Origin of the sequence: Robertkochia marina (genome assembly GCF_004799345.1) — a bacterium.
Classification (GTDB): domain Bacteria; phylum Bacteroidota; class Bacteroidia; order Flavobacteriales; family Flavobacteriaceae; genus Robertkochia; species Robertkochia marina.
Genome location: NZ_SSMC01000003.1, coordinates 440,961 through 467,191, shown reverse-complemented (window position 1 = coordinate 467,191; position 26,231 = coordinate 440,961). Strand labels below are relative to the sequence as shown.

Here is a 26,231-nt window from a genome sequence, read left to right as displayed (position 1 = left end):
TGATACATTTTGAGTGAGTTATACATGTTGCGTTTTTATCCATATAAAAAATTGAATGATCAATATTTTATCCATGCCCGAAACAAAGGGAAATCTCGGAAAAAGATGATAAAATATTCTATATTTATCTCTCGCTGACAGGATGTAGAAATGCAATTGAGCATCATGGTTCTTTGACAAGAAAAGGAAGTAGGCAGGTATGTCATTATTTAATAAAAATGTACCTAGGTATTTTCCGAAATACTTCCCCTACACAACTATTATCCCTTTGGGCTTCAACATAAAGGGTATAATAATGCTACAACCCAGGAAAATAATTTCATTAAATTCCAAGGACAAGAGCTTGAAGAAGATCTTAACAAAAACACCTATGCTTTTCAATGGAGAGATTATGATCCCGCTATCGGTAGGTTTAATAAGATAGATAGGTATAGTGAGAAATATTCTAATTATTCAAACTACAGTTTTACAATAAATAATCCAATAATTTACAAGGAGATTAAAGGCGATAGTCTAAAAGTAACAAATGATGCAATTCTTGCCATATATCATGCTTTAGATGAATCCTCTAATGTACAATTTGAAGTTAAAAATGGCTATATAAATCCTGAATCGATAAAGGATCAAGCAGAAATTTCAGATGATATTGTATTAAAAGATCTTTATGAAATAGCAAGTCATGAATCTATAGTAGAATTAAAAATGGCTACAAATTATAAGGTAAAAGACAAAGAGGGTAAGGTATACGACAGAAACTTTGAAACTCCTGTCGACTTCAACATTTCTGATTTACCATCCGCAGAGGCGGAGATGTATAGATTATTTGGTAACCCAGAGGGAACTACAATACAAGGGAACCTAGGAATAACATTAATTCCTGGAGTTAATTCATCTTCGGAATCTGGGAATATTCAAGTTTTAATTAATGGTTATGGCAGTTTAAATCATCGAGCCGTTGGAGTTGCTCATGAATTTGGTCATGTAGTGCTATATCTCAACGGTAAGCCCCATGGTCATTTTCAACCAGGGGTTGAGGAAGCTGTCTATGACAAGCGAGCTGATGTAGTAAAAAAACGATTGGGTTATGATTATTAAAAAAATAGTATTTATGTTATTTTCTGCATTTGCAGTTGAATGTTGTGCTCAGGATCTTAAGGATAAGGAGATGAAGGTATTTGATGCATTTAATAATCATATTCTAACTCATTTTAAAAGTAATGGGAGTATTGATTCAACCCTTTATTGGAATTCTAAGGGAAACAAATTGTCGGTGAATTTCGAGTATCCAAATTACAAATTTGGTATGGATTCAATACAAAAATTACTTTTATTGGAATTTAGGGAGAAGGTTGATGTTCATGATGTGAACGGAGCCGCTTTACTTTATGTTTTGGTTGAAGAGAATCATAAAATTTCTGAAGCTCGAATTGTAAGGAGATATGGCTATCCCCAAAGAGCTGATAGTGCTATAATTCAGACTTTACTATTAAGTGAAAAAGAATGGCTTAAGTTAAAAAATGAAAAGCCAACAGTTTTTCCATTGCTATTTAAAATGGAATAGTTCAATTAGATGATCATAGCAAAAAGCAATCAGATCAGAATGCTAAATAAGTGCCATTTCTATCACTTTGAAAAACGATTATAGTAGTTGTTTAGGAACGTGCAGTTAAGTTATACCAATAATAGAATCTTCCGCCCCCCCCCTGTGACAAACAACTATTATCCCTTTGGGCTTGAACACAAAGGGTATAACGAGTTCACCAGCTCCTTGGGCAACGACAAGGCCGAACAGCGCAAATTTGGGGGGGGAAAGAACTCCAATCCGAACTAGGGCTAGGCTGGTACGACATCACCGCCCGGAACTACGATCCCGCCTTGGGACGGTGGATGAACCTGGATCCCCTGGCTGAACAAATGCGCCGGCATTCCCCGTATAACTACGCGTTTGATAATCCTATTCGTTTCATCGATCCTGATGGGATGGCACCCATGTCAACGCATACAGATGAAGATGGGAATGTTATTGCAGTTTACGATGATGGAGATTTAGGTGTGTATAGGCATGAAGGTCAGGGAGATGAAGCTAAAACTAACTTGGAAGAAAGCTATACCTCAGAAAATACCTCTGCAGGAGGTGAGAAAATGGGCGAATCCTTACACTCCCTTAGTTTCGCAAATCAAAACCTTTACCATAGTACGGGAGAGGTTACGGCCGGAGATATAAAAATAGATTATGAATCAACAGAATTAACAGAAAAGGTTGAATCAATTACATCAAAGGATCCCTCTGCATTCGAATATGTACAAAAGGCTGGGACTAGAGGTGAATGGGACTTAAAAAGTAAAATTAAAAACGGATCACTTTTATATGGAAAATATGCATCTCCAAGAGATGCGGGAAATTTTGCTGCTGGTGTAGTTGCTGAAAATTCTGGTATGGAACCAGTGGTTCAATTTGGTTACGGAGCATATAATTTAACAGGAAATAGTAAAGTTAAAACTGGTTTACTAACCGTTGGAGTTGGCTTTTTCACGATAGCAAATCCCATACTTGGAACTGGTACAGCCCTTTTGATTTCTAAATATGGTGAGGACAAATTGACTCAACGCTCGATAGATATAGGTAAGTCACATGCAAGAAATAATCAATAATGAAACACATTGTTATAATCCTAGCTTCTTTATTTTTTAACTCATGTTGTGAGACAAACAATGTGATAAGGTATTCAATGGGTGATGTTGTCATTACAAGGGTTGATGAATGTGATAAATCGTCCTTTTATTATGGTGAAAAATCTAGTAATGAAAGTGGGGTGATATGGGTTGAATATTCTGGGTTAAATGATGGCTTTAAAGGCTATTTGAAATGTCAGGAGAATGGAAAGGTGATATTGTTTTCTGGAGATGGTTATTTCAAAACTCAAAATTTGGATACCACAAAGTTAGAGTACAAGTATATATTAGCACATGAAAGACCAAAAGTTGGGGGGAATGTTTGTTACATAAACGCAGCCACAAATTATGAGAAGGAAGATAATGTTCTAGCAGGATCAGAAGTAAAAGTCCAATATTAAAACATGTCCGAAATCCCCCCTTTTATGCACAACTACTACCCCTTTGGGCTTCAACACAAAGGGTATAATGACCTCACTCTTCAAGAGTTCAACTACAAACAGTTCCAAGGCCAGGAATACACCGAAGATCTTAGTTTAAACATTCATGAATGGAAGTATAGAGTAAGTGATCCCTCAATCGGAAGATTTTGGCAGGTGGATCCTTTAGCAGAGAAATATAAATATCAGACTGTTTACCAATTCTCCTCTAATCAACCTATACATGCACCAGAACTTGAAGGTTTAGAATCCATGCATGATCTAACATGGAATGAACCTGGATTGAACTCAATCAACGCTTCTGCAGCTGAAAGGAAACAGTATAATGAAACTGTCGTTGACACAGGAGTCAAGGGACTACCTCTTGCAATTGCAATAGCAACCCCTATACCAGGAGATGAGGCTTTGGTTGGGGGTCTCTTGTTCAAAACTGGTGTTGCGGCGTTAGATGCTACAAGTCAAATGGCAGCTAATGGCAAAGTTGATGCTTATGGCGTCTTAATGAATGTAGTACCAGTTATAGGACCAGTTGCCAAAGAAGCTACCGATGCAGCAATAGATGTAAATATTGGATCAGAAGGGGTTGAAGTGGTAACGTCTTTTTATTCTTCTACAGGAGGGGATAAGGAAGCTTCTGAAGTGTTAATTGATTTTGTCTTTGGAATTTTCACAACAAATGTAAACTCAAAGGTTTCGGTTAAAACTGGAGAATCTCCAATTTTAAATACTATCTCAGAGGGAGCAGTCACTGGAGGTAAAAATGTAGGAACAAAAGTAACTAAAGATATTATTAGGGATAATGAATAGCTTATGGGTAAGAAGGAGAATCTCGTTAGAATCGGTTTTTGGTTACTTGTAATAGGAATATTTGGATATGTTACCATCGTAAATATTGATAGAGAAAAGCAAGTCTTGAGTAGTCCAGAGAAGGTAATTGCAACCATATCAGGATTTGAAAATGGAGTTCGAGGCAGTAGCCGAGTAAATTTCACATATTCTTATAAAGACAGTCTGTATAAATCTTGGTCTAGAACTTCATTATCCTTTGCGGGGTGGTGTAAAAAAAGAAATGATTGCAAAGGATTAATGTTTGAAATCACTATTAACAAAAATAATCCAAAACAATTATTAGTTGATTGGGATAATATATTTGAGAATAAAAATTTTATAAATAATCCATGAAGGAGATCTTTATACTAGCCTATCCCATGGCCTTATGTCTAAAATAAACAACTACTACCCCTTTGGACCCCAACATAAATGCCATTATGTATTTAGATTTTTTTAAATAATTCTTCCAGGAAATAGAGTGAATTTCAATTTTACCTGCGTATTTCCAACAAGGGTAATTTTTGCCCTCGTCCATGAAACGAGAGTAATTTTTTAATATATTTACCCTTGTTTTAATATCAGAGGTAGTTTACGCCCTCATTAAAAATGCAATATGAGCAGCAAAATTGATTACGATCCTGGGATACCCTATAACGATTTACCCCTATTACCTCCATCAGAGGAATTAGAAACTACAGCGATCCTTAAAAAGACCATTAGTGCAAGCAGGGCGTTGTCTGAGTTAAAAGGAGCAGTAACTAATCTCCCTAATCCAACACTGTTTATTGACACCATCAATTTACAAGAAGCGCGGGCGAGTTCTGCTATCGAAAATATTATAACTACACAGGACGAACTTTTTAAAGCTTCCATTGCCGATAAAAAGTATGACAATCCGGCAACAAAAGAAGTAATGCACTATAAAGATGCATTATGGTATGGGTTCGATCAGATAAAACGTAAACCTCTGCTCACAACGAATCTCTTTATAGCCATTATGCGAATCGTTAAAGAGAACGAATCTGGTATTAGAAATGCACCAGGCACACAGTTGAAAAATCCGGTTACCAATAAAGTGATTTATACCCCACCGGAGGGAGAGGGAATTATAAGGGAAAAATTAAAGAACCTGGAAGATTTTATTCATGCTGAAGATGGTATTGACCCATTGGTAAAAATGGCAGTTATACATTACCAATTTGAGGCGATCCATCCTTTTTTTGATGGTAATGGACGGACAGGAAGAATCATTCTATTATTATACCTGAAACTAACAGGTCTGTTGGATCTTCCGGCCTTGTATTTGAGTAGTTACATTATTGAACATCGGGACCAATACTACGCTAAACTGCGTAAAGTGACTGAAGATCATCATTGGGAAGGTTGGATTTTGTATATGTTGGATATGGTAGAGCAAACTGCATTAAGAGGGCGAAACCAGATTGCGGATATAGAAAAATTGATGAATGAAATGGGGCTGGAAATTCAGGAAAAACTTCCCAGAGTATATTCTAAGGATCTATTGGAAATATTATTTAAATTACCTTATACAAAGAGGACCCAGTTGGAAAGAGCAGGGTTAGGAAGTTTAAAAACAGTGGGGAATTATTTAAAGGATTTAGAAGACAATGGTTTTCTTAAAAGCGAACAGGTGGGAAAAGAAAAGCTCTACCTTAATTTTAGATTATTAACCATCTTAAAAGGTTAGCACCTCAGTTTAATCGAGCTTTAAGAAAAGAATATTGATCTTAACCGAACACGAAATACCCAAAAAGAACAACTACTACCCCTTTGGGCTTGAGCCCAAAGGGTAGAGTACCTCAATAAATGAAATAGAACATCCTTTCAAATACAACTGAAAAGATCTTGACATATTTTGTATGACCCAAAAATAATCATGCATGGATTTTATGCTAGTACATAAAATGAGGACACCCCTTGATGGGTGGAGAATCTTTAGTCGAGCCGATATAACACTTGTTTTATTTCTAATCGTACCTAATATGTTGACTAGTCAGGTAAAAGCACCAAAAATGTCCGAATCGTTTAGACTTGAATATGGTCAAAAGATTCTTGAGAATACCACAAGAATATTGGCTAGGTCAAAGGATACCACGTATGCCGATTATTGGAATTTGGCGCTTGCCAATTGCTTATTATCGGCGGATGAGGAAATAGTAAAAGAGTTGTTATTGAAAAGTAAAGCCAAGAATAGTAGAAAATTTCAAAGTTTGATCGATGATAGTGCAAGATATTATGGAGGTATCGATAAACTTCCATTTCACGAAATGTTGGGGAAGAAATTCCTCGATCTATTGGAAACCAAGGTGATTCCGGATCAGGCAGTCAAGGGGATGGATAAACCCGATAGTGATAATCCAACAAAGCCAATTAATATTGGTCTGGTAGAGATGATGAAAACCCTTTATGCAAAAGACCAAAAATATCGAAGCTTACCTGATTTTCTTGAGAACCTATCCTTGATTGAAAAGCAAAGAAAGTTGGATGATGCCAATGGGGTCGCATTGCAGAGGATTTTTATGAAATATGGTTACCCTGGTGTTACTTTTGTTGGTGTAAAATATGCACCGTATGCATCTATTATTATGACACATACGAATGAAATGGAACTTTTTAAGACATTATTTCCTTATGCTTTGAAAGCCTACCATAATAATGATTTGAGTGAAAATATATTTATACTTTTGGTAGACCGATATCATTGGAGGATGGATGGGAAGCAAATATTCGGCACCCAAGTTGGGGTTCCTTTTTATGAGGAAAATCAAATTAAAAAGCTTAAAAACAAGTATTTGCTGCAATAACCGGTAATATAAGAATTGTTTAATCGATAAATTATTGGAGAACCCGAAAATCCATAAAAGAGTAGGAAAATCATGTTTAATGAATTTCAAGGTTACCCATACGGTTAACCGGGAGTTGAAAACCTAAGAATATTCAGTATTCATAAGGGTTGGTGTTGACAGGACAAGCTTCCTGCCACCCCGACAAAAAAGCCGAACAACAGAAGTTGTTCGGCTTTTTTATTTGAACGAGGCGAAAGCCTGACTGTCGACAGACAGGCTTGCTTTCAGGCCGAAGTGAGAATAAAAAAGCAGGCCGCGCGACAGCGTGGGTTCGGCTTTTTTGCAACGACCCTCTACAGGATCACGGTCCTGACGAAGGAAGGGACGTGAATCCTGTTTCTGAAAAGCGACAAAAGCCTGACTGCCCTCAGACAGGCTTGCTTTCAGGCCGAAGTGAGAATAAAAAAGCAGGCCGCGCGACAGCGTGGGTTCGGCTTTTTTGCAACAACTCCTACAGGATCACGGTCCTGACGAAGGAAGGGACGTGAATCCTGTTTCTGAAAAGCGACAAAAGCCTGACTGCCCTCAGACAGGCTTGCTTTCAGGCCGAAGTGAGAATAAAAAAGCAGGCCGCGCGACAGCGTGGGTTCGGCTTTTTTGAATCACCCCCTAAAGGATCACGACCCTGACGGAGGAAGGGACGTGAATCCTGAAGTAACAGGTGACAAGTGACAGGTGAAGACGTGGTTGGACTTTTTGCCAGGAATATCCCTTCCGTCCTTTGGAATAACCAAATATTCAAGCCCCAAATCCCAAAAAAAAAGAAACAATCGAATTAAGCCCCTTCTCCATGATCATCAAAAAGGCGACCTCAAAGGTTACCTGGACACCGTCATCTCCCCAGAGTTCGATCTCCCGGTCCTCACTAAGTACTTCCTTACTGCCATAATTCCCATTAACAAGAAATAGTAATCATTTTTCAGGGTATTTCTTATCGATTTGAAAGGCAAGGAATACAGGTAAATAATGAAAAATAATCACCCGTATATTTCGACTAAAAATAAGGTCAATTATCGCCCTTAAAAACATCTATTAGGCTGAAAATGTGTACTTTAGAATCGTAATCAGCCCTTCCCTCCCACACTGTTGGATTTATACTTATGCCACCTAAGACTATGAAAATGCACAAAAGCGAGGAAGGATTCTTAGTTTATTCATCTGTCAAATCATGCTTCCGGCCCACCAAGGCCGGACTTTTATTCCTGTGTCTCAGCCTTTGTTCTGTACTGACCCTTTATGCGCAGAATGTTACGTATTATTTGGCTGCCGAAGGGGATGACAATTCTGACGGGCGCTCTCCGGCCACCGCCTGGAAATCCATTGAAAAGCTCAACGAAGTAAATTTAAGTCCCGGCGACAGTGTACTTTTTAAAGGCGGTGATGAATTTCGGGGGTCAGTGATCCTGGATGAGCTTGACGGTAATGATCCTTTGAACTTCCTGGCAATATCATCCTACGGTTCAGGTATGGCCACCCTTAACGGAGGCAACGGATACGGCCTGGTTATCAATGAAACCGAGGGTATCTCTGTGACCCGACTGAAGATCATTGGCAGTGGCATGGAGACCAACAGCCAAAGCGGCATCTACCTTCTGAATGCGCTTGACAGCGATTTTAAATTTACGGGATTTGAATTGCGGGAACTGGAGATCAGCGATTTCGGCCAGCGTGGAATCCTCATTAGTGGTCTGTCGGGAAATTCCGGATTCCGCGATGTACTCATTGAAGATGTTACCATATATAACTGCAAGGATGCCGGTATTTTTGCAGTGGGAGAATTTTCCAATACTAAAACCGGGTATGCTCATGATAATATCGTGGTGCGTAGAGCCGAGGTATTCAACATTACCGGTTACGACAAGGATAAACACTCCGGCAGCGGTATCGTATTGTCAGACACCCGGAATTCGCTCGTAGAGAATTGCGTGGTTCACGACTGTGGAGAGCAGAACACCCAATGTGGGGGCCCTGTGGGAATCTGGTTCTTCGAATCAGACAATGTAACCATCCAACACTGCGAGGCCTACAACATCAGTTCAGGAACCGGATGTGACGGAGGAGGCTTTGATATGGATGGTGGGGTTACCAATGGCCTGATGCAATACAATTACTCTCATGACAATGACGGTCCGGGTTTCCTTGTGGGGCAGTTCATTGACTCCCGTCGTATGTTTGACATCACCGTGAGGTACAACATCAGTGAAAATGACGGAAGAACCAATGGAGGTGGCATTTACCTTTTTAATGTCAACCCCAACTTCGCACCTGAGAAGGTAAGAATCTATCACAACACGGTCTTTGTGAGTCCCTCCGCGGATAATGAAAATCTAACTGCGGCGGGCGCTCTTGACGGATTTGAGCTTGGGCCCGACATTGTGATCGCCAACAATATATTCTACACCACGGGCAATGTTAGTTTTACCAATATCCCTGAAGGTAAGGAGGTGAGCTTCGTAAACAACCTCTATTACACCGAAGGCACTCCAAAATGGATCTTTCAAGGCCGTAATTACAACAGTCTCGAATCTTTCAGGGAATCAGGTAATGAAACCATAAACGGGCAACCGGTAGGTTTAAATGAAGATCCTTTGATGGAAAATCCGGGAGGTGGCGGTACCATTGGTTTTGGTAATGAACTAAGCTCGCTACCGGCCTATCAGTTGGGGCATCGCTCTCCGGCTTTGAATATTGCTACCCCGTTAGGCGACAATAACAGCCTGGTGGATTTCTTTGGCACAGAAGCCTTGCTGGGACCTGAGCGGGATCTAGGAGCCTTTGAGCTGGATGATCAGATACCTCCTGAGATCACCTTGTTAGGTGATAATCCCTTTACCCTGGAAGCAGGATTCGATTTCGAAGATCCGGGCGCCATTACCGATGATGGTTCTGAGGTGGTAGTAATCACAGAAGGGTTGAAAAAACAGGTAGGAGAATACGAGGTGATCTACACCTCCACTGATGTTTACGGAAACTTTGCCGAGACAAGCAGATTGGTTACGGTGATCGACACCCGTGCTCCCGAGATCGCCTGTAATGAAATGTTTCTTGAACTTGATGAGAACGGCCGGGCAGAGCTTACAGAAGAGTTCCTGACAGCAAATATTACCGATCCCAGTGAATTTGAAGTGGTATTTGATGCTGCTACCTTTTCTTGTGAATCCATTGGAGTTAACCCGGTTCAGGTAACTGCCATTGACGCTTACGGTAATACAGCCACCTGTACTGCCAATATTGAAGTGGTTGACCTCAGCCCTCCGAAGCTACAAACGCTTCCTGAAGACCTGCCGCTTCAGCTATATGTTGCCGAGCTTGAAAAACTGGAAATGCCGGAAATGAGAAGGCTTATCGATATCAGAGATAATTGCACACCTGAGGAAGAGATCATTATAACTCAATCGCCCAATGCAGAGAGTCTTCTGGGAGCCGGGGTTTATGACCTTCGTATCACCCTCACCGATGCCTCAGGAAATTCGACAACCCTTAATTTTCCTTTGACCATTTCGGAAGGAGTACCCAATGATGATATCTTTTTTATCTATCCCAATCCTGTGACTGATATTGTGCGATTTAACAAGAATGTAGTACGCACCACGGTTTTTGACATGAAGGGTGCTCAATTACTTCAAACCTATGACCCGCGACTGGACCTTTCATTCCTGCAACAAGGTACTTACCTTTTTGAGGTAATTACTCCCGAAGGCACCTTTTACAAAAAAGTGATCAAAAATTAACTCCCCCCTTCCTCAGAAATCCCTCTTCTCACCTTTTGTCTATGACAAAAGTCATGTATACTAAAAGAACTCTGGTGTAAATTTATTCTATAATCCAACCAGACCCAATAAAACCTAATAATGCATTTCTAAAATTCACAACACTATGAAAAAATTATTATTGAGTGTATTGAGTGTCTTATTTTCTGTTGGATTATATGCACAGGCAGGACACATTATGCAAGGCGTCGGTGCCAAAAACATGTCGATGGGAGGTGCCGCCACCGGGCAACCTATTGATATTTCAGGGGCACTGCACTGGAATCCTGCTGCCATTACGAATTTTGAAGGTTCAGAATTCAAATTCGATATCGGCATGTTCTTTTCATCTCCTGAATTACGCTCTTCCGTTCCAGAATTTGACATGTCCACAGGGCAACCCACCGGAAATGTCATCAGTGGCGTAACCGAAGATGATCGTGGTATCTCTCCCATGCCTGCCCTGGCTTTTGTTTGGGGAGATGACGAAAGCAGGTCCAAATTTGGTGTCTCTGCCTTTGGGATCAGTGGTTTTGGGGTTACCTTCCCTGAAAGCATGACCAACCCCATCAATGCTCCACAGGAATTTGGAGGTTTTGGAAGAATAGAATCTGATTACCTGTTATTCCAGGTTAGTTTTACCTGGGCTTACCAGCTTACAGAACACCTGTCAATTGGTATCCAGCCCAACCTGAATTACGCAGGCCTGGAGCTTATTCCAAACCCCACAGCAAGTCCAAATCAGTCAGGATACCCAAGTACTGATGCAGCATCTGCCTTTGGGTTCGGAGGCCAGGTATCTGCCTTTTACAATAGTCCTTTTGGCTTAAAAGCGGGGGTTTCTTACAAAACCACCCAAAGTTTTAGTGAATTCGGGCTCGACAATACCTATCCTGACGGTTCTGTCCAGGAGAATGAATTTAAGATCAACTATCCCGCCATCCTATCTTTCGGATTAGGGTACTCTCTGGGTAATATCGACCTGGCCTTAGATTACCGTTTTGTTGATTATGAAAACACGGCCGGCTTTGACGCTTCAGGATGGACACCCGCTGCTTCAGTTCAAGGTTTTGGATGGGATAATATCAATATCCTTTCGGCCGGGATTCAGTTCAAAGGTATTAACCGATTACCATTACGGGTAGGATACACCTACTCTTCCAATCCGATCAGCTCAGAATTGGCCTTCTTTAATATTCCGGCTACTGCGATTATTAAAAACGCCTACCAGTTCGGTTTAAGCTATGAATTCAGCGACCGATTCGTACTTGATGCTGTTTATCATTACGGCGACAGTGATGGGGCGACTTCAGGACCTGTTTTAAACCCCATGTTAATCTCTCCGGAGAATCCGCTTGGAGCATTCCCCGGAAGTGAAGTTTCTTACGATATGACAACCTCTATGATACAGGTAGGTGTAAGCTACCGTTTCAATTAAAATAAATTTTCTATCTATTTGGTAAGATCCCCGAAGTCTTCCTGATACAGGAGCTTCGGGGATTTTTGGCCGCTATCACTTTCAGCGTTGTTTCGCAGAGGGATGGGCCTTAATAATTGGCTTCCAGCCCATTGATATACTCCAGGCAAAGAGAGGGGTAAAATCTGATAAAAACTTATTGTTAATATTCAATAAACGTTTATTTTTGCAATCCACTTTTGAGCAAACTGCCGGGTGGTTTTCGGTTTAAGTTTAAGTTAAGTTCAAACCGGAAAGTTTAGGTTTAATGATTTTACATGAAACAGCCTCGGCTGTTTTTCGGGATGTGGCGCAGTCTGGTAGCGTACACGCATGGGGTGCGTGTGGTCGCTGGTTCGAATCCAGTCATCCCGACCAGGAAAAGCCAAGCAAGGAATTGCTTGGCTTTTTTTATGCCCAAAAGCGTAGAAAGCCAGCTTTCTTAAGCGACTTGGGTATAAAAAAAGCTAAACCCGCACAATCGTGCGGGTTGGCTTTTCCTGAGCAATAACCACCCCGGCCGTAGGCCACCCCTCCTCAGCAAGGAGGGGATATAATCATTTTCAAAATCAGCCGTATTACACTCCCCTATCTGGATCACGGCCCTGACGCAGGAAGGGACGTAATCCTTGCGTAACAGGTGACAAGTAACAGGTAACACGATCATGCGGGTTGGCTTTTCCTGAGCAATAACCACCCCGGCCGTAGGCCACCCCTCCTCAGCAAGGAGGGGATATAATCATTTTCAAAATCAGCCGTATTACACTCCCCTATCTGGATCATGAGCGCAGCGAATAATCCGGAGGGGGATGTGGGGATGTGGGATGTCGAGATATCACAAGAAAGTTTAAAAAGGGCTTTTCCTGAGCAATAACCACCCCGGCCGTAGGCCACCCCTCCTCAGCAAGGAGGGGGTATAATCATTTTCAAAATCAGCCGTATTACACTCCCCTATCTGGATCATGAACGCAGCGAATAATCCAGAGGGGGATGTAGGGATGTGGGGATGTCGAGATATCACAAGAAAGTTTAAGAAAGAGTTTTTCCAGAGGCTTCCCCTTCAAAGATCACTGACCCCGACAAAGGAAGGGGAGGTAATCCGGAGGTGACAAGTAATAAGTGACAAGTGACAAGTTACGTGTTACGTGTTACTGACTATAGGCAACAAAGTGAACAAACCTGAACAAAAGACCCCTTAGCCCGCGTTAAAATTTATAGGTAAACCCCAGAAGGTAGCTGCCATCGCCGCTGTTAAAGCTAAGCTGCATATGTTCCTGCTGGTATTCGGTGGTAAAGAGCAGGTTGCTGCACAACCCAATGGCCGCTCCTACGGTCACATCTATAAGGTCATGTTTATCTGCATCAATTCTACTGGCAGCGGTAAATCCCGCCAATAAGTAAGATGGAATGCTGTATTTAAAACCGTAACGCCTGTGTACATACCCCGCACTATGAAATACCACAGAGGTGTGGCCTGATGGGAAGGCGTCGTTATTACTCATATCAGGACGCTCCTTGTCTATGGCGTATTTTAAGCCATAGGTAACCGCTGCGGTAAGCACGATCCCCTTAGAAAATTGCCAGGCGCCCTTTTTATCTCCAATGAGCAGACTTGTGCCCAGGGTAGCTGCAGGCATGGTAAACTTGATCACGTCACCAATAATCTCCACGGTGCCTGCTTCAGGAGTGGGCTGCACGGATTCCTGCCCCTGCACTCCACTAAAATTCAGGATGAAGAGCAACAGCAACATCCTGAGAAGAAAAGTATGTATAGTCGTATGGCAATCCCGCATTCTAATATGTTATCTCGTGTATAAAAGTTTTACCATCTATGGTGTACATCGGCAATACATGCCTTTGCCAATGGATAGGGTATACAGATTACAAGAATAATCATTTTATCATTTAACACGATGCTGATCTCATTTTAAAGTCAGATTCACTCCTTAACAAGAAGAGTTATCCATGGAATTGATATCCGGCATAAGTAGAATGAATTCTTGACCAGAAACAGGGCAACCCTAATCAGGCAAGCTCAAACTGCAAACTGTAAACCGCAAACTGCTAACTAAAAAAAGGGCCATCCTTTGCAGGACAGCCCTTACTAGTAACTATCAAAATCGGCTACCCTAGTTGCCGGGAGAGATCGAAAAGGATCCGTCGCCGTTAAAATCAGACAGTACGATCTGTACCGTCCAATCGCCGGGTACACCAGCCTGTGATACTCCCGAACGAGAATCATCGCCTTGTCCTTTAACCAACGTCTGGTCCAGAACAACAGTTCCTTCAGCATCCTGCAGGATCAATTGAAATGATCCGCCGCTCGAGGTAGTGATATCCATATTATAATCTACTGTAGTTAACGGATTGCTCCAGGTATAGCTGTTGCTCAGGCTTCCTCCGGTACCGGTAACATCTCCGTCAAAATCGGTGTTTTGCGCCGTGAGATTAACTTCTGCAGTTGGCCCGTCATCATCGCTGCAACTAACGGTTGCTAAACTGATAAAGAGCACCATAAACGCTTTAAAAACAAATTTCATAGTATAGGTATTTAAGTTAATTAGTTAAAAACTGGGGTTAGTCATCTAATAATTCGATGTGCTTCTTGATGGCTTCCTTGATGGTATCAGCAAGGCCGTTGTTTCCATCCTCATCCATCGGACTGATCTCGATCGTACCGTCTCCATTCCCATCGGTAGCCATAGACAGGTCTACTCCGAAATCATGGTTGAAGATCGCAGTGATATCAAAGTTGATCGTAATACTTTCAGTACCTTCAGTAATGACAATATTTTGTTGAACATCCTCAAAATCGACCTCTACCTCTTCGTTAAAGTCGTGCCAGAAAACAAAAGGGGTACCTGCATAGCTTCCTTTCACCAGGATCGACTTACCGAAGAGTTCACTTTCCTGGTTCATGCTTTTGTCAAATTTGAATTCCAGTTCTTCAAACTCTCCTACAGGAACACTGATATTCATTAATTCTACCGAACCGGCTAAAAGATCTACCTCAAAAGGACCTTCCAGCTCGATCTCATCTTCAAAATCGTAGAAGCCGTCGTCATCCCATTCTTCTTCATATTCTCCTTCGGTTTCACTCTCTGTCTCCATTTCATAGTCTTCCCCTTCATATTCGATCTCCAGCTCGAACTCTTCGATATTGATCCAGAACTCTGAAAGGGAGAGGTCGGCATTAATATCCTTAGCGGCAACGGCCGATTTAGCACTGGCATCCACCAGGGAATTATCGATACTGATACTCAGTTGTCCGCGGGTTGCCGGATCGTCGTTATCAGAACAAGAGATCATTAGAAGACCTGCAAATAACAGGGCTCCTGCTTTGGATAAAAATTCATTTTTCATGGTATACATTTTAAAAGGGTTATTATTAAATAAACGATGTGTTTTACGTTTCGTATAAAAATGATTTAAAAGTCTTGACCTACAGGCCAAAAATATACCCTACAGAGAGCATCAATGATCGGGTCTTTACGCTCTGCCCCGGATCAAAGAACCCCTCTTCCAAAGGGTCATCATTCGTATCAGTCAGTCCGAAATTGTATCGGGCACTGATCTCCAAACCGGAATCAAAGGTATATCCTCCTCCAAATCCGAGCGCGATATTAGTACCTTTAACCACCTCGCTCGATCCGATCGCCTCGGTAACATTTTCGATCGTGTCTTCTTCTTCAAACTCTCCTCCACTTAAAAATCCTATCTGGGGGATGAGCATCAGGTTGATCTTGTCAAGGATCTCATATTTTAATCCGGCGCCAAAAGTGATATACCCCAGCTTGGCCCGTTCTATTTCTTCATTGTCTTCAAACTTGGCGCCTTCCTGTTGAAAAAAAAGCTCGGGTTGAAAGATCAACTGATCTGCGATACCCAATTGACCGAACACCCCAAGGTGTACCCCCAGCCTGGAATCAGGGTTGGAATAATCCAGGGCCGGATCAACGTTCAGGCTGCTGAAATTAACGCCTCCTTTAACCCCCAATTTCAAGGATTGAGCATGTAATGTGGCTCCACATAAAATTGCGACCGCCAGTACTAGTAGATTTTTTGAATTCATCATAAAATTTGGTTCTCGTTTCCTATTAAACAATCCACACCGGAAAGTTTACCCCCCCGGATGTAGGATTTTTTGCATTAAGAAGAATTCAGATTGCATTGACGACATCAACTTAGCGCTTACCCTCTCTGTTCAATACTCATAATAGTCTTCTTACGACTCTGAAAATCATTATAAAATAATTCTCCTATCTTCATAGCGGATATTGCAACCTTAGACCCCTGAATTTGAATGAACGTTTGCGATAAAAAAGTATTCGAGAAAATTTATGCCGAGTATATTCAGAAGATCAGTGACTTCCTGTTTTATAAGTACGGTGAGGGTCATGACCATTTTGACATTGCCCAGGAAGCCTTTGTAAAGCTATGGCAGAACTGTAGCAAGGTGACCCCGGAAAAAGCCAAGGGCTACTTATACACGGTAGCAAACAATACAATGCTTAACGAATTGAAGCATCAGAAAGTGGTATTAAAGCACCAAAAGGAGGCTGTCAAAGATTATGACCAGGAAGACCCGCAATTCATTCTCGAGGAGCAGCAGTTTCTTAAAAAATACGAACAGGCCCTTGCCGGACTCAGTGAAAATCAAAGAGTGGTTTTCCTGCTGAACCGTGTGGAAGGGAGGAGTCACCAGGAAATTGCAGAATTATTAGATCTCTCCATCAGGGCCGTTCGAAAGCGTTTATACATGGCCGTTGACAACCTGAGAAAACACATTGACGGGATTTGAATTGTAAAATTTAAACCCATTAGGGGTAAAAAAAAGAGATTAAGTTGTTTAGCATATAAAAGGAAACCCGATGAAAAAAGAAGACCTCATCTTAAAGTGGCTTGACGATGACCTGACTCCCGAAGAACTCAGGGAGCTGGAGGCCATGGAGGGTTTTGATACCTACCGGAAGATCATTGAAAGCGGTAAGTACTTTCACAACCCTAAAAAGGTGGATCCCAAAAAGGGATTGGAAGCCTTAGGGGATCGCATGAGGCCCGCCCCCAGGGTCATTTCCTTTAAAGAACGTATCAGGTATGTAGCCGGGATCGCAGCCACCATTGCGGTACTTATTACCGGGTACCTTTTTTACCAACAGCAATCGCAGGTAAATTTCTCGGCAGACCTCGCCGAGCAAAGTTCCATAACCCTTCCTGATAACTCCCAGGTAACCCTGAATGCCCAATCTGAGATCATGTTTAACGAAAAGGGATGGTCTAAAAAACGCAGTTTGAAATTAAAGGGAGAAGCCTGGTTTAAGGTGGAAAAGGGATCTGCCTTTAAAGTGAATACCAAAAGCGGGTGGGTTCAGGTACTGGGTACCCAGTTCAATGTGTACAACCGGAAAGGCATTTTTAAAGTAAGTTGTTATGAAGGCGCCGTAAAGGTAGGAGTCGGTTCAGAGGAGTATACTCTACGTCCCGGGCAAGAGCTTCTGTTAGTAGAAGGAACATTAACCGAGCGTAGGATCGGCGATAAGCATCCGTCCTGGATCGATGGTCGTTCAGCCTTTGAGAGTATTCCCCTGGCCCAGGTCTTTCAGGAGATCGAAAGACAATACGATATTAGGGTGGAATACCGGAAAAAACTTTCTTCTCCACTCTTTACCGGAGTATTTCCCCATGACAACCTGGACCAGGCACTTCGATCGGTGTGCCAGCCATTCGGGCTTCAATTTAAGATCAGTGTTGATGGTAAAAATGTAAAGATCTCTGCCGTTGAGAAATAGCCTTTTGGTAACATTTATATTGGCATGCACCCTGTTTCTTGGAGCCATTACCTCCGGATTCTCACAGGAAAAAGCCCCCCTGAAATCGGTGCTTAAAACCCTGGAATCCCGTTATGACTGTAGTTTTTCTTATGCCGATGACCAGGTCGCTGGTTTTGAGGTTATACCCCCCTCCTCCTCGTTCACCTTAGAAAAGGCCATCAACAACCTGGGCCAACAAACAGGATTGGTTTTTCAGATCCTGGACAATCTTATTATCACCATTGCAGCAGTCAAGCCGGTTCCTGATACCTTGTGTGGCACGGTTACCGACCTTGAAAAGAATCCATTGGAGGGGGCTGAGATACGAACCCGCTACCAACGAACCTTTACCGATAATAAAGGTTTTTTCCGGCTTCCCCGGGTGAACCAAAGCGACACGCTTTCCATTTCCTTTCTTGGATTTAAGACTTTACAAATACCTGTTTCATCCATTGACAGATCCGGCTGTGAAAACTACAGTTTGGAAGGAGATATCAACCCATTGCAGGCCATCACCTTATACAACTTTTTGGCCAGGGGAATATCCTTAAGGGGAGATGGAAGCCTGCAGGTGGAAGCATCTGAATTCGGGATCCTGCCCGGGTTAACCGAGGCCGACCCCTTACAAACGGTGCAGACCCTTCCGGGCATTAACAGCAATGATGAAACCGTAACCAATATCAATATTCGGGGGGGCAGTCACGACCAGAATTATATCACCTGGAACGGCATGCCCATGTATCAATCCGGGCACTTTTTCAGTTATATCTCTGCCTTTAATCCGGACCTTGTACAGGAGACCAACCTGGTGAAAAATGGCACTTCGGCAGCCTATACCGGAGGGGTTTCGGGGAGCATCCTGATGAGCACTAAACAGGCAACCGACAGTATATTTTCCGGAAATGCAGGTCTGAACCTCATCAATGCCCATGCGTCATTGAATATCCCACTTAGCAAGAAAGCTTCTCTAAAAGTTGCAGGAAGAAGATCTTTCAATGATCTGTTTCGCTCCCGGGCCTACCAGAACTATTTTAACCAGGCATTTCAGAATACAGAGGTCATTACCAACAGAGAAAATGTTATTGAAGCCAGTGACTCCTTTCGTTTCTTTGACCTTGGTGGAGTTCTGAATTACACCCCCGGCAACAAGGATCATTTACAAGCAGGCTTCCTGCTTATGGATAACAGTTTTTCATTTTTAGAAAATGCCTTTGTTGACAACGTCGAGCAATCGAGAGAAAGCAACAGCACCCAACAACATACCGGAGGCTTTTTCAACTACCAAAGGTCCTGGAACCGGGGCCTCACCACCTCCCTTAACACCTACCATGTTCAATATACCCTGGAAGGACAAAACGCCGACATCTTACAGGATCTGTTGTTCATACAAAACAATAACATTGCAGAAACCGGGATAAAACTGGAAGGAAAACTGGCGATCAAGCCGGATCTTTTAGTAAAGGGGGGGTACGAACTGAATCATACCCGGGTGCAAAATACCGATACCCTGCAGGGGGGAGCTATCGCCACCGAGATCGAGCAGCGCCTAACCAGGCACGCCCTCTACAGTGAAGTATTCTGGAACCCCTGGAAGGGTGGTTCGGTACGACCGGGCATTCGCCTTAATTACCTGAAGCAACCTGACCTGCTTCTGGCGGAACCCCGTTTAAACCTGGTGCAGGCACTTGGTAATGTCGGTTCTTTAGACCTTTCGGCCGAGGTAAAGAGCCAGGTGATCACCCAAGAGGTAGATCTGCAAACGGATTTCTTAGGGGTCGAAAACAGGCGTTGGTTTCTCTCAGAAGAACCAGAACGCCCCATACTAAAAAGCAGGCAGCTATCGCTCGGATACCGGTATCAAACGGGAGGATGGAAATTTCATACGGAGGCCTACCTTAAAGCCGTGGAAGGGTTGAATGCCAGAAGCCAGGGATTTACCAATGCCTTTGAAGGGGTGAATGCCCTGGGGAAATACTTTTCTAAAGGAGTAGACCTTATCATCAACCATCAATCTGATGCTTTTAATGGCTGGGTGAGTTATTCCCTGGCGGAAACCACCTATGATTTTGAAATCCTCTACCCTGAGTATTTTCCCAGCAATTTTAATATCAACCACGCCGTTTCTTCGGGGTTGAGCTATTCCTGGCGCCGGTTAACAACATCCGTAGGCATGAATTGGCGTTCGGGCTTACCTACTACCCTGCCTGTACCCGGCAATGAGGTGGTAAACGGGGCTATTAATTACGAGGCGCCCAACAGCAGGGTCTTGCCCTATTACCAACGAATAGATGCCTCCATGAATTATGCGGTTAAACTCAGGGAACACAGTTATGTGAAGTTTGGGGCTGCGGTTTGGAATCTGTTCGATCAGGAAAATGAGATCAATCGCTTTTACCGATTTACAGATATTAACTTTCCGCAACGGGTTTCCCGATTCGGATTGGAACGAACTGTCAACCTGTTCGTAAAAATTGAATTTTAGAAACTTGTTCATACTTCCTTATCTAAGGAAAGTTGCTGTTAGCACTAAAAAAATTGAAAGTGGCAGGGGTAAATTTCCCCTTCAAGGTTGTTTTAGAGATAAATGGGACTACCCCATTTACAGTAATTTGAAAATTAAATACAATAAACTGAATAAATAATGAAAAGATTAATCCCCATGAATTGGTCCTGCTTATGTGCTATGGTAGCTTTTACCATAACCCTGGCAAGTTGTTCCAGCGACCTGGAAGATGTTGGTTCCGGAACCTCCATCCTGGAGGTCTCAGCCTCCCTGATAGCGCCGGTACAGGCGAAATCTGTTCTTACCGAAAATAGATTTACCGGAAACCTGAATTTCACCTCCGGATATATCTGGGTGAGTGCTGTAGAATTTGACGGCACCCTTGACAGAGGTACTTCGATCAACAGAAGGGTTGAACGAGCTTCCCGGATCGACTTTATGAGTGGCGAAGGCGTGCCACCCATTGATGATGTGATCATACCTTCAGGCACCTACAGCTATGTAAACATCGAAGCCGAATTAAGGGATGAAGACACCCAGCCGGCTATCGTCATGGAAGGTACCTATACCCGTACTGATGGCAGTTCGGTACCGCTGCGGTTTGAATTTAACTCCGGGGAGACTTTTGAGGCAGAGACTGAACAAACGATAACACTAACCGAGGATGCTACCGTGATCGGGAAGATCGTTATCGACCCTTATACCTGGTTTACCAACGTTTCTGCGGAAATGATGGATAATGCCAATATCAATGCAAACGGGGTTCTCCTGATTACCGGAGAGTTTAATGAAGATATCTATGATCTGGTTTCTGATGGTTTGGATGAAAGCACAGAATCTGAGTTTATAAACTAACAATTTTGGTACAGACGCAGTTTTACTATAAATACTACCGCGTCAACTAATTCCTAATACTATTCATGATGAGAGCAGCCTTTTTAAGGCTGCTTTTTTTATATATCTTATTTGATCACCCTATTTTTCTAATATATGCTCCGGCGCTTCCCTCCTTCATCCTTCCTCTTTAATCTTGGTTCCTGGCTCTTGGAGCTCTCTAAGAACAGCTAGCCCTCTCCTCCCAAAAATCAATTCCACCCTTAAGCTTTAAAAAAAGCTGCATTAGAGGGGGTAAATCACAAGCCTTTAATTGTTATAAGAGTAGTAAACACATAATAACTCACTTAACCCAAAAATTACCTTCATTATGAAAAATCTATTGTTCGCTTTCATGGCGGTTGTTGCACTGAGCTCCTGTAGTAAGGACGACACCTCGGGTGCCACTTTAAAACTTACTGCCGGTATCGAAAATCCCTCAGCAACACAGGCTAAAGGTGTTTCCTTACTTGCCAAAGAACCCGGAACCCTTGATTTTACCTCCGGATATATCTGGATCAGCGAGGTGGTGTTTGACGGGGATTTTGCCTCCGGAGAATCGGTAAGTAAATCGATCGGAAGATTTTCGAAAATAGACTTTGCAACGGGCGTTGCCGAACCAAGTCTTGATGATGTAACGATTCCTTCAGGTACCTATACCAATGTATACCTCGGGATCGAACTGAGAGACGAAGATGCTCAACCTTCTATCATTATGGAGGGTACCTATACAAGAACCGATAACACTGAAGTTCCTGTTCGTTTTGAATTCAACTCAGGAGAGGTTTTTGAAGCAGAAACAGATCAAACCGTTGTAGTAGCCGATGAGCAAGTGGTTACTGCCAAGATCGTATTTGACCCCAATGTATGGTTTAGCGTAGTGTCTGTCAACATGCTTGACAACGCCAACCTGAATGCAGAAGGTGTTATGGTGATCAGCGGTTCAAGAAACGAAGCCATTTTTGATCTTGTGGCCGACCGTTTAGATGTAAGTACAGACGCAGTTTTCTATTAATACTACCGCGTCAGCTAATGCCTATTAGCAGCAATGATGAGAGCAGCCTTTTTTAAGGCTGCTTTTTTTATGCATTTTGTCTTTACTAAGATATGGCCACTCAAAAATTCTATGCCTCCTTATTTTCGATTTTATGATTGAATAATCTTCAGTTTTTCCATATCCTGATCCCAAAATAGAAGGATTAATAATCCGTAATAGTAAAACGAAACACTAAGAATACAACCACTCTATATCTTTTGAACAAGTCATCAAAAAGTGAGAACAATGCGACGTGCGCTAAAGGAATGCTAGTAAGACCAAGGGTAAAAAAGATGAAAGTTGACCTAAAGAGAGCAACAACCGCATATTCTTTTGATTTACAATTATTTTTACATACTTTTCTTACAGAAATAGTCAATACTACCCAAATATAAATACTATACCCGTATGCGTAACATAGTTTTACCCTTATTATCCTTTGGACTTGTTTCACTTCAATTTTATGCTCAAGACACTCCGGAAAATTGGCATTTACTGGATAAAGAACAGGATAATGTCCCGGGAATCAGCCTGCAAAAAGCCTACAACCTTTTAGAAGAAAATAACAGACCATCAACTCCTGTTATTGTTGCTGTACTGGATTCAGGCCTTGATATCGAGCATGAAGATATTCAAGGTGTATTATGGACCAACCCGGGAGAGATTGCAGGAAACGGAATAGACGATGATCAAAATGGATATATCGATGATATTCACGGGTGGAACTTCATTGGAGGCTCTGATGGAGAGAGTCTGGAAGCCGAGACCCTGGAACTCACCCGAATTTACAGGAAGCTAAAAACACAATTTGAAGGAAAGAACAAATATACCATCACTGCCGAGGAGCGGGAAGACTATGAGGATTTTCTCAGGCATATGAAGGCATACAATGAAGGGAAAATAGAACTGGAGGCAGCTATAAAAAATGGCTCGGAAGAGTATGATTTCTTTAATAAACTGATACCACCGCTTCAGAAAGCAATAGGAAAAAAATCCTTTAACGAAAGTGAATTAAAAAGGGCAAAACTGAGAGGTTCAACTCTTGAAAATCTAAGGGCTAATTTCTTCCGAATATTAGAACGCAATAAAGACAAAAATCTCACCGCGGAGAAATTAATTAAACATTACGAAGAGCTTTCCTCCAGGATGGAAATGATGGAGACCCGATTAAAATACAATTACAGTTTAGATTTTAATGGCAGGGAGGTGATTGGAGACAACGAGTCCGATCTGAATGAAAGATACTACGGCAATAATGATGTTACCAAAAGATCGGAGCACGGCACTCATGTTTCAGGTATTATTGGGGCCAAAAGAAATAATAATATAGGCATAAACGGCATTGCTGATGATGTTATCATCATGCCTATACGAAGTACGCCCATGGGTGATGAAAGAGATAAGGACGTTGCCAACGGGATTCGTTATGCTGTTGATAATGGAGCTAAAATTATCAATATGAGTTTTGGTAAGGATTTTTCACCTCATAAGGAAGTGGTTGATTCTGCGATCCAATATGCGGAAGAGAAAGGAGTACTCATTGTGCATGGAGCGGGAAACGACCATAAAAACATCGATTATTTCTATAATTATCCCAGTTCGCTTTTACAGGACGGCACACTTGCGACAAATTGGATAGAGGTAGGAGCCAGTTCTGTTCATATAGATGATAATCTGGCAGCCTCCTTTTCTAACTATGGTCAATCTGCTGTAGATATTTTTGCTCCAGGGGTTGATATTTTTTCCACCCTGCCAGATAACAACTATGATACCCGAAGCGGAACAAGTATGGCTGCACCAGTGGTTTCGGGGGTTGCCGCTTTATTACTTTCTTATTTTCCACAGCTAACTCCTGAGGAAATTAAAACGATCATTACCACATCGGGAACAAGATATGATCTCATGGTCAACCAACCTGGCTCTGAAAGCAAAGTTCCATTTTCGGCCTTATCCAAAACCGGAAAGGTCATCAATGCCTACCAGGCTATTAAATTGGCGCTGGAACTCTACAGTACTTGATTGCTTTAATGCTGGGAACATTCCTGTCCTTGTCACTGGCCAAATCCTATTACCATGAAAGTGATAACAAGAAGGACGGAACTTAAAGAATTATAAGGATCATCGACCATAAAACGTCTTTGATCCTTCTTCTTTCGTCCATATTCCTACATCTTGACTCTTGACTCTTGACTCCTGGCTCTTGATTCTCCCTATGAACTTCCAACCCTGCGCTCCCCTTTTCTAATGATCTTTCTGCTGTCTTTTCCTTTCACGGGTGTACCATCATCATCTAACCAGACAATAGCCCCGGTAGGGCATCGCTGGATAGGATCTTTCGTTTGGTGAAACTTCGAGTAATCAATAACAGGAAGGTTGTTTTTCATGGTGATCAGGTCTCCGGGGGCGTCCATGGCGCAACGGCCGCAGGCGGTACACCCCACATGGCAATCTTCCAGGATGGCCTCTCCGTGTTCCAGGTTTTTACAGGCCACCCAAAGCCGGTTGCTTACCGGTTGCAGGGAGAAAAGATCTTTCGGACAGGCTACCACACAGTCGCCACAGGCGGTACATTTATTCACATCTACCACCGGCAAGCCATGTTCGTTCATGGTAATGGCGTCAAAATCGCAGGCCACTTCACAGTCGCCATGACCTAAACAGCCCCAAAAGCATCCTTTACCGCCACCGGAGATCAGAGCTGCCCCCTGGCAGCTTCTTATACCTTCATATTCGGCACGGTTGATAGCCACATTGGTTCCGCCGGCGCAGGCAAGTCGGGCTACCTGCCGTTCTTCCCTGCCAAGATCGACCCCCAGGAACTGGGCGATCGATTGCCTGCCTTCATCGGTGCTCACGGTACACTTGCCCGGCAGGGCTTTACCTTTTACCAGGGCTTCGGCAAAGGGTCTGCAGCCGGGGTAACCACAGGCCCCGCAATTGGCCTTAGGGAGCATGTCTTCTACCGTTTCAATACGAGGGTCTTCATACACAAAAAGCTTCCTGTTTGCGGTAATAAGCATTACAGCAAGCAATAGGGTTAACCCTCCTAAGGCGGCCAAGGCAATAAATACAGACATAGTACTTCAGCGGTTCGTTAAACAAGTGGTTTACCTATCTTTCATCTTAAAAAATGATCTCGGCCCATTTTCTACCGGCGATCAGTTCAGCTTTTCGCAACCTCCATTTCTCTTCTGAGCCCAGAATATTGGCAAAAGCCTTGTTGAGTTTTTTATGGATGGCTTCATACCCTGCTACATACACATAGGTGTTCGAACTGGCCAATAACTCCTTGATCTCCTCCGTCTGGGCTTCCAGCGCCTTATCCAGATCAATAGGGTCGGCCCAGGCCGGTCTCGGACTCAAGGCGTGAAAAGCCTCAAAGGTTTCTTCATCATAATAATCAGAGATATCACCGTCTTTATCGTTCATATACAACAACTCCAGGCCACTGCGTGCCCCATAGAAGAGCCGTATTTTTCCTTCCCAGTCTTTAACGTTTTTATAGATATGTTTGATAAAGGCCCGGAAGGGAGCGATACCGGTTCCCAATCCTATCAGGATCATGTTTGCGCTCTTATCTTCAGGCACTCTGAATGGCAGTTCGAAAGGACCTGTCAGGGTGATCTCATCTCCGCTCCTTCTGTCGCATAGATAGTTCGAGGCAATTCCCTGGTACTCTTCCCCGCTAAATTCATCAATATATGAACAGCGTTTTACCAGCATGGTGATCTTTGGGTTGCCATTCTCTTTTACGGGCAGGTCTGCCACGCTGTAAAGTCGGTGATGCATGGAGTTGCCGAATTCATCCTTTGTATTTACCAAAACGCCAAAGCTTTGGTCTACCTGACATGTAAATGCCGGATCCTGTACTTCCAGTACGATCTCCCTTACCTCCTCAGTATCTGTTGGGGTAAGGCGGGAGGTATTGCGTACCACTGCCTTATACTGTTTGTCGACTGCAAAATCTGATAAATGTGCCATGATTTCTATGTA

The 26,231-nt window shown here is 42.7% G+C and carries 22 protein-coding genes, 1 tRNA gene and 2 pseudogenes; 19 read left to right on the top strand and 6 right to left on the bottom strand.

The window, feature by feature from the left end; genetic code table 11:
- Positions 1-240 precede the first annotated feature (240 nt).
- The 13 genes and pseudogenes from E7Z59_RS15510 to E7Z59_RS12615 form a co-directional block, all read left to right on the top strand.
- Positions 241-495, top strand: a pseudogene (locus E7Z59_RS15510) (RHS repeat-associated core domain-containing protein); the annotation flags it as partial.
- Positions 496-702: 207 nt separating this feature from the next.
- Positions 703-1,095, top strand: a complete 393-nt coding sequence (locus tag E7Z59_RS15455) for a hypothetical protein (RefSeq protein ID WP_242015618.1) — start codon at positions 703-705, stop codon at positions 1,093-1,095.
- The gene (locus E7Z59_RS12660; protein ID WP_136336706.1) at positions 1,085-1,561 is read left to right on the top strand and encodes a hypothetical protein; all 477 of its coding nucleotides are present in this window, start codon (positions 1,085-1,087) and stop codon (positions 1,559-1,561) included. Before E7Z59_RS15455 ends, E7Z59_RS12660 begins: the two co-directional genes overlap by 11 nt.
- A gap of 236 nt (positions 1,562-1,797) precedes the next feature.
- Positions 1,798-1,923, top strand: a pseudogene (locus E7Z59_RS15495) (RHS repeat-associated core domain-containing protein); the annotation flags it as partial.
- 57 nt (positions 1,924-1,980) lie between these two features.
- Complete coding sequence (locus E7Z59_RS15325) at positions 1,981-2,652, top strand: hypothetical protein (protein WP_168731289.1); 672 nt, start codon at positions 1,981-1,983, stop codon at positions 2,650-2,652.
- Positions 2,652-3,074, top strand: coding sequence for a hypothetical protein (locus tag E7Z59_RS12650; protein ID WP_136336705.1), 423 nt, complete (start codon positions 2,652-2,654; stop codon positions 3,072-3,074). Before E7Z59_RS15325 ends, E7Z59_RS12650 begins: the two co-directional genes overlap by 1 nt.
- Before the next feature lie 24 nt (positions 3,075-3,098).
- Complete coding sequence (locus E7Z59_RS12645) at positions 3,099-3,920, top strand: RHS repeat-associated core domain-containing protein (RefSeq protein ID WP_168731299.1); 822 nt, start codon at positions 3,099-3,101, stop codon at positions 3,918-3,920.
- A 3-nt stretch (positions 3,921-3,923) separates the two neighbouring features.
- On the top strand, positions 3,924-4,295 hold the full coding sequence (locus E7Z59_RS12640; RefSeq protein WP_136336703.1) for a hypothetical protein: 372 nt from the start codon (positions 3,924-3,926) through the stop codon (positions 4,293-4,295).
- A gap of 262 nt (positions 4,296-4,557) precedes the next feature.
- Positions 4,558-5,652 carry a Fic family protein gene (locus E7Z59_RS12635; RefSeq protein ID WP_136336702.1) on the top strand — a complete coding sequence of 365 codons (1,095 nt, stop codon included), beginning with the start codon at positions 4,558-4,560 and terminating at the stop codon, positions 5,650-5,652.
- Positions 5,653-5,845: 193 nt separating this feature from the next.
- Complete coding sequence (locus E7Z59_RS12630) at positions 5,846-6,769, top strand: hypothetical protein (protein WP_136336701.1); 924 nt, start codon at positions 5,846-5,848, stop codon at positions 6,767-6,769.
- Positions 6,770-7,932: 1,163 nt separating this feature from the next.
- The gene (locus E7Z59_RS12625) at positions 7,933-10,542 is read left to right on the top strand and encodes a right-handed parallel beta-helix repeat-containing protein (RefSeq protein ID WP_168731298.1); all 2,610 of its coding nucleotides are present in this window, start codon (positions 7,933-7,935) and stop codon (positions 10,540-10,542) included.
- Positions 10,543-10,687: 145 nt separating this feature from the next.
- On the top strand, positions 10,688-11,998 hold the full coding sequence (locus tag E7Z59_RS12620; RefSeq protein ID WP_136336699.1) for an OmpP1/FadL family transporter: 1,311 nt from the start codon (positions 10,688-10,690) through the stop codon (positions 11,996-11,998).
- A 319-nt stretch (positions 11,999-12,317) separates the two neighbouring features.
- Positions 12,318-12,394, top strand: a tRNA-Pro gene (locus tag E7Z59_RS12615).
- An 827-nt stretch (positions 12,395-13,221) separates the two neighbouring features.
- Here the strand turns inward: E7Z59_RS12615 and E7Z59_RS12610 are convergent.
- The 4 genes from E7Z59_RS12610 to E7Z59_RS12595 all read right to left on the bottom strand — a co-directional run bounded on the left by E7Z59_RS12610 (position 13,222) and on the right by E7Z59_RS12595 (position 16,091).
- Positions 13,222-13,767, bottom strand: a complete 546-nt coding sequence (locus E7Z59_RS12610) for a phosphatase PAP2 family protein (RefSeq protein WP_136336698.1) — start codon at positions 13,765-13,767, stop codon at positions 13,222-13,224.
- Positions 13,768-14,145: 378 nt separating this feature from the next.
- Positions 14,146-14,556 carry a hypothetical protein gene (locus E7Z59_RS12605; protein ID WP_136336697.1) on the bottom strand — a complete coding sequence of 137 codons (411 nt, stop codon included), beginning with the start codon at positions 14,554-14,556 and terminating at the stop codon, positions 14,146-14,148.
- Between the two features lie 37 nt (positions 14,557-14,593).
- Positions 14,594-15,379, bottom strand: a complete 786-nt coding sequence (locus E7Z59_RS12600) for a hypothetical protein (RefSeq protein WP_136336696.1) — start codon at positions 15,377-15,379, stop codon at positions 14,594-14,596.
- Between the two features lie 79 nt (positions 15,380-15,458).
- On the bottom strand, positions 15,459-16,091 hold the full coding sequence (locus E7Z59_RS12595; protein ID WP_136336695.1) for a porin family protein: 633 nt from the start codon (positions 16,089-16,091) through the stop codon (positions 15,459-15,461).
- A gap of 228 nt (positions 16,092-16,319) precedes the next feature.
- On the opposite strand from E7Z59_RS12595, the gene E7Z59_RS12590 reads away from it, so the two are divergent.
- The 6 genes from E7Z59_RS12590 (at position 16,320) to E7Z59_RS12565 (ending at position 24,257) form a co-directional block, all read left to right on the top strand.
- Positions 16,320-16,817 (top strand): RNA polymerase sigma factor, encoded by a 498-nt coding sequence (locus E7Z59_RS12590; protein WP_136336694.1) that lies wholly within the window; start codon positions 16,320-16,322, stop codon positions 16,815-16,817.
- 70 nt (positions 16,818-16,887) lie between these two features.
- Complete coding sequence (locus E7Z59_RS12585; protein WP_136336693.1) at positions 16,888-17,805, top strand: FecR family protein; 918 nt, start codon at positions 16,888-16,890, stop codon at positions 17,803-17,805.
- A gap of 19 nt (positions 17,806-17,824) precedes the next feature.
- Positions 17,825-20,308, top strand: a complete 2,484-nt coding sequence (locus tag E7Z59_RS12580; protein ID WP_168731296.1) for a TonB-dependent receptor — start codon at positions 17,825-17,827, stop codon at positions 20,306-20,308.
- Between the two features lie 159 nt (positions 20,309-20,467).
- Complete coding sequence (locus E7Z59_RS12575; protein ID WP_136336691.1) at positions 20,468-21,184, top strand: hypothetical protein; 717 nt, start codon at positions 20,468-20,470, stop codon at positions 21,182-21,184.
- A 349-nt stretch (positions 21,185-21,533) separates the two neighbouring features.
- Positions 21,534-22,217 (top strand): hypothetical protein, encoded by a 684-nt coding sequence (locus E7Z59_RS12570; protein ID WP_136336690.1) that lies wholly within the window; start codon positions 21,534-21,536, stop codon positions 22,215-22,217.
- Between the two features lie 429 nt (positions 22,218-22,646).
- Positions 22,647-24,257, top strand: coding sequence for a S8 family peptidase (locus E7Z59_RS12565; RefSeq protein ID WP_136336689.1), 1,611 nt, complete (start codon positions 22,647-22,649; stop codon positions 24,255-24,257).
- Between the two features lie 191 nt (positions 24,258-24,448).
- On the opposite strand, the gene E7Z59_RS12560 is transcribed toward E7Z59_RS12565, so the two are convergent.
- Positions 24,449-25,315, bottom strand: coding sequence for an RnfABCDGE type electron transport complex subunit B (locus tag E7Z59_RS12560; RefSeq protein ID WP_136336688.1), 867 nt, complete (start codon positions 25,313-25,315; stop codon positions 24,449-24,451).
- Between the two features lie 46 nt (positions 25,316-25,361).
- Positions 25,362-26,219, bottom strand: coding sequence for a ferredoxin reductase domain-containing protein (locus E7Z59_RS12555; protein WP_136336687.1), 858 nt, complete (start codon positions 26,217-26,219; stop codon positions 25,362-25,364).
- Positions 26,220-26,231: the final 12 nt, after the last annotated feature.

Coding starts and splice junctions, on each gene's coding strand:
- E7Z59_RS15455 (WP_242015618.1), top strand. CDS start 703: ATGGCTACAAATTATAAGGTAAAAGACAAAGAGGGTAAGGTATACGAC.
- E7Z59_RS12660 (WP_136336706.1), top strand. CDS start 1,085: ATGATTATTAAAAAAATAGTATTTATGTTATTTTCTGCATTTGCAGTT.
- E7Z59_RS15325 (WP_168731289.1), top strand. CDS start 1,981: ATGGCACCCATGTCAACGCATACAGATGAAGATGGGAATGTTATTGCA.
- E7Z59_RS12650 (WP_136336705.1), top strand. CDS start 2,652: ATGAAACACATTGTTATAATCCTAGCTTCTTTATTTTTTAACTCATGT.
- E7Z59_RS12645 (WP_168731299.1), top strand. CDS start 3,099: ATGCACAACTACTACCCCTTTGGGCTTCAACACAAAGGGTATAATGAC.
- E7Z59_RS12640 (WP_136336703.1), top strand. CDS start 3,924: ATGGGTAAGAAGGAGAATCTCGTTAGAATCGGTTTTTGGTTACTTGTA.
- E7Z59_RS12635 (WP_136336702.1), top strand. CDS start 4,558: ATGAGCAGCAAAATTGATTACGATCCTGGGATACCCTATAACGATTTA.
- E7Z59_RS12630 (WP_136336701.1), top strand. CDS start 5,846: ATGGATTTTATGCTAGTACATAAAATGAGGACACCCCTTGATGGGTGG.
- E7Z59_RS12625 (WP_168731298.1), top strand. CDS start 7,933: ATGCACAAAAGCGAGGAAGGATTCTTAGTTTATTCATCTGTCAAATCA.
- E7Z59_RS12620 (WP_136336699.1), top strand. CDS start 10,688: ATGAAAAAATTATTATTGAGTGTATTGAGTGTCTTATTTTCTGTTGGA.
- E7Z59_RS12610 (WP_136336698.1), bottom strand. CDS start 13,767: ATGTTGCTGTTGCTCTTCATCCTGAATTTTAGTGGAGTGCAGGGGCAG.
- E7Z59_RS12605 (WP_136336697.1), bottom strand. CDS start 14,556: ATGAAATTTGTTTTTAAAGCGTTTATGGTGCTCTTTATCAGTTTAGCA.
- E7Z59_RS12600 (WP_136336696.1), bottom strand. CDS start 15,379: ATGAAAAATGAATTTTTATCCAAAGCAGGAGCCCTGTTATTTGCAGGT.
- E7Z59_RS12595 (WP_136336695.1), bottom strand. CDS start 16,091: ATGATGAATTCAAAAAATCTACTAGTACTGGCGGTCGCAATTTTATGT.
- E7Z59_RS12590 (WP_136336694.1), top strand. CDS start 16,320: ATGAACGTTTGCGATAAAAAAGTATTCGAGAAAATTTATGCCGAGTAT.
- E7Z59_RS12585 (WP_136336693.1), top strand. CDS start 16,888: ATGAAAAAAGAAGACCTCATCTTAAAGTGGCTTGACGATGACCTGACT.
- E7Z59_RS12575 (WP_136336691.1), top strand. CDS start 20,468: ATGAAAAGATTAATCCCCATGAATTGGTCCTGCTTATGTGCTATGGTA.
- E7Z59_RS12570 (WP_136336690.1), top strand. CDS start 21,534: ATGAAAAATCTATTGTTCGCTTTCATGGCGGTTGTTGCACTGAGCTCC.
- E7Z59_RS12565 (WP_136336689.1), top strand. CDS start 22,647: ATGCGTAACATAGTTTTACCCTTATTATCCTTTGGACTTGTTTCACTT.
- E7Z59_RS12560 (WP_136336688.1), bottom strand. CDS start 25,315: ATGTCTGTATTTATTGCCTTGGCCGCCTTAGGAGGGTTAACCCTATTG.
- E7Z59_RS12555 (WP_136336687.1), bottom strand. CDS start 26,219: ATGGCACATTTATCAGATTTTGCAGTCGACAAACAGTATAAGGCAGTG.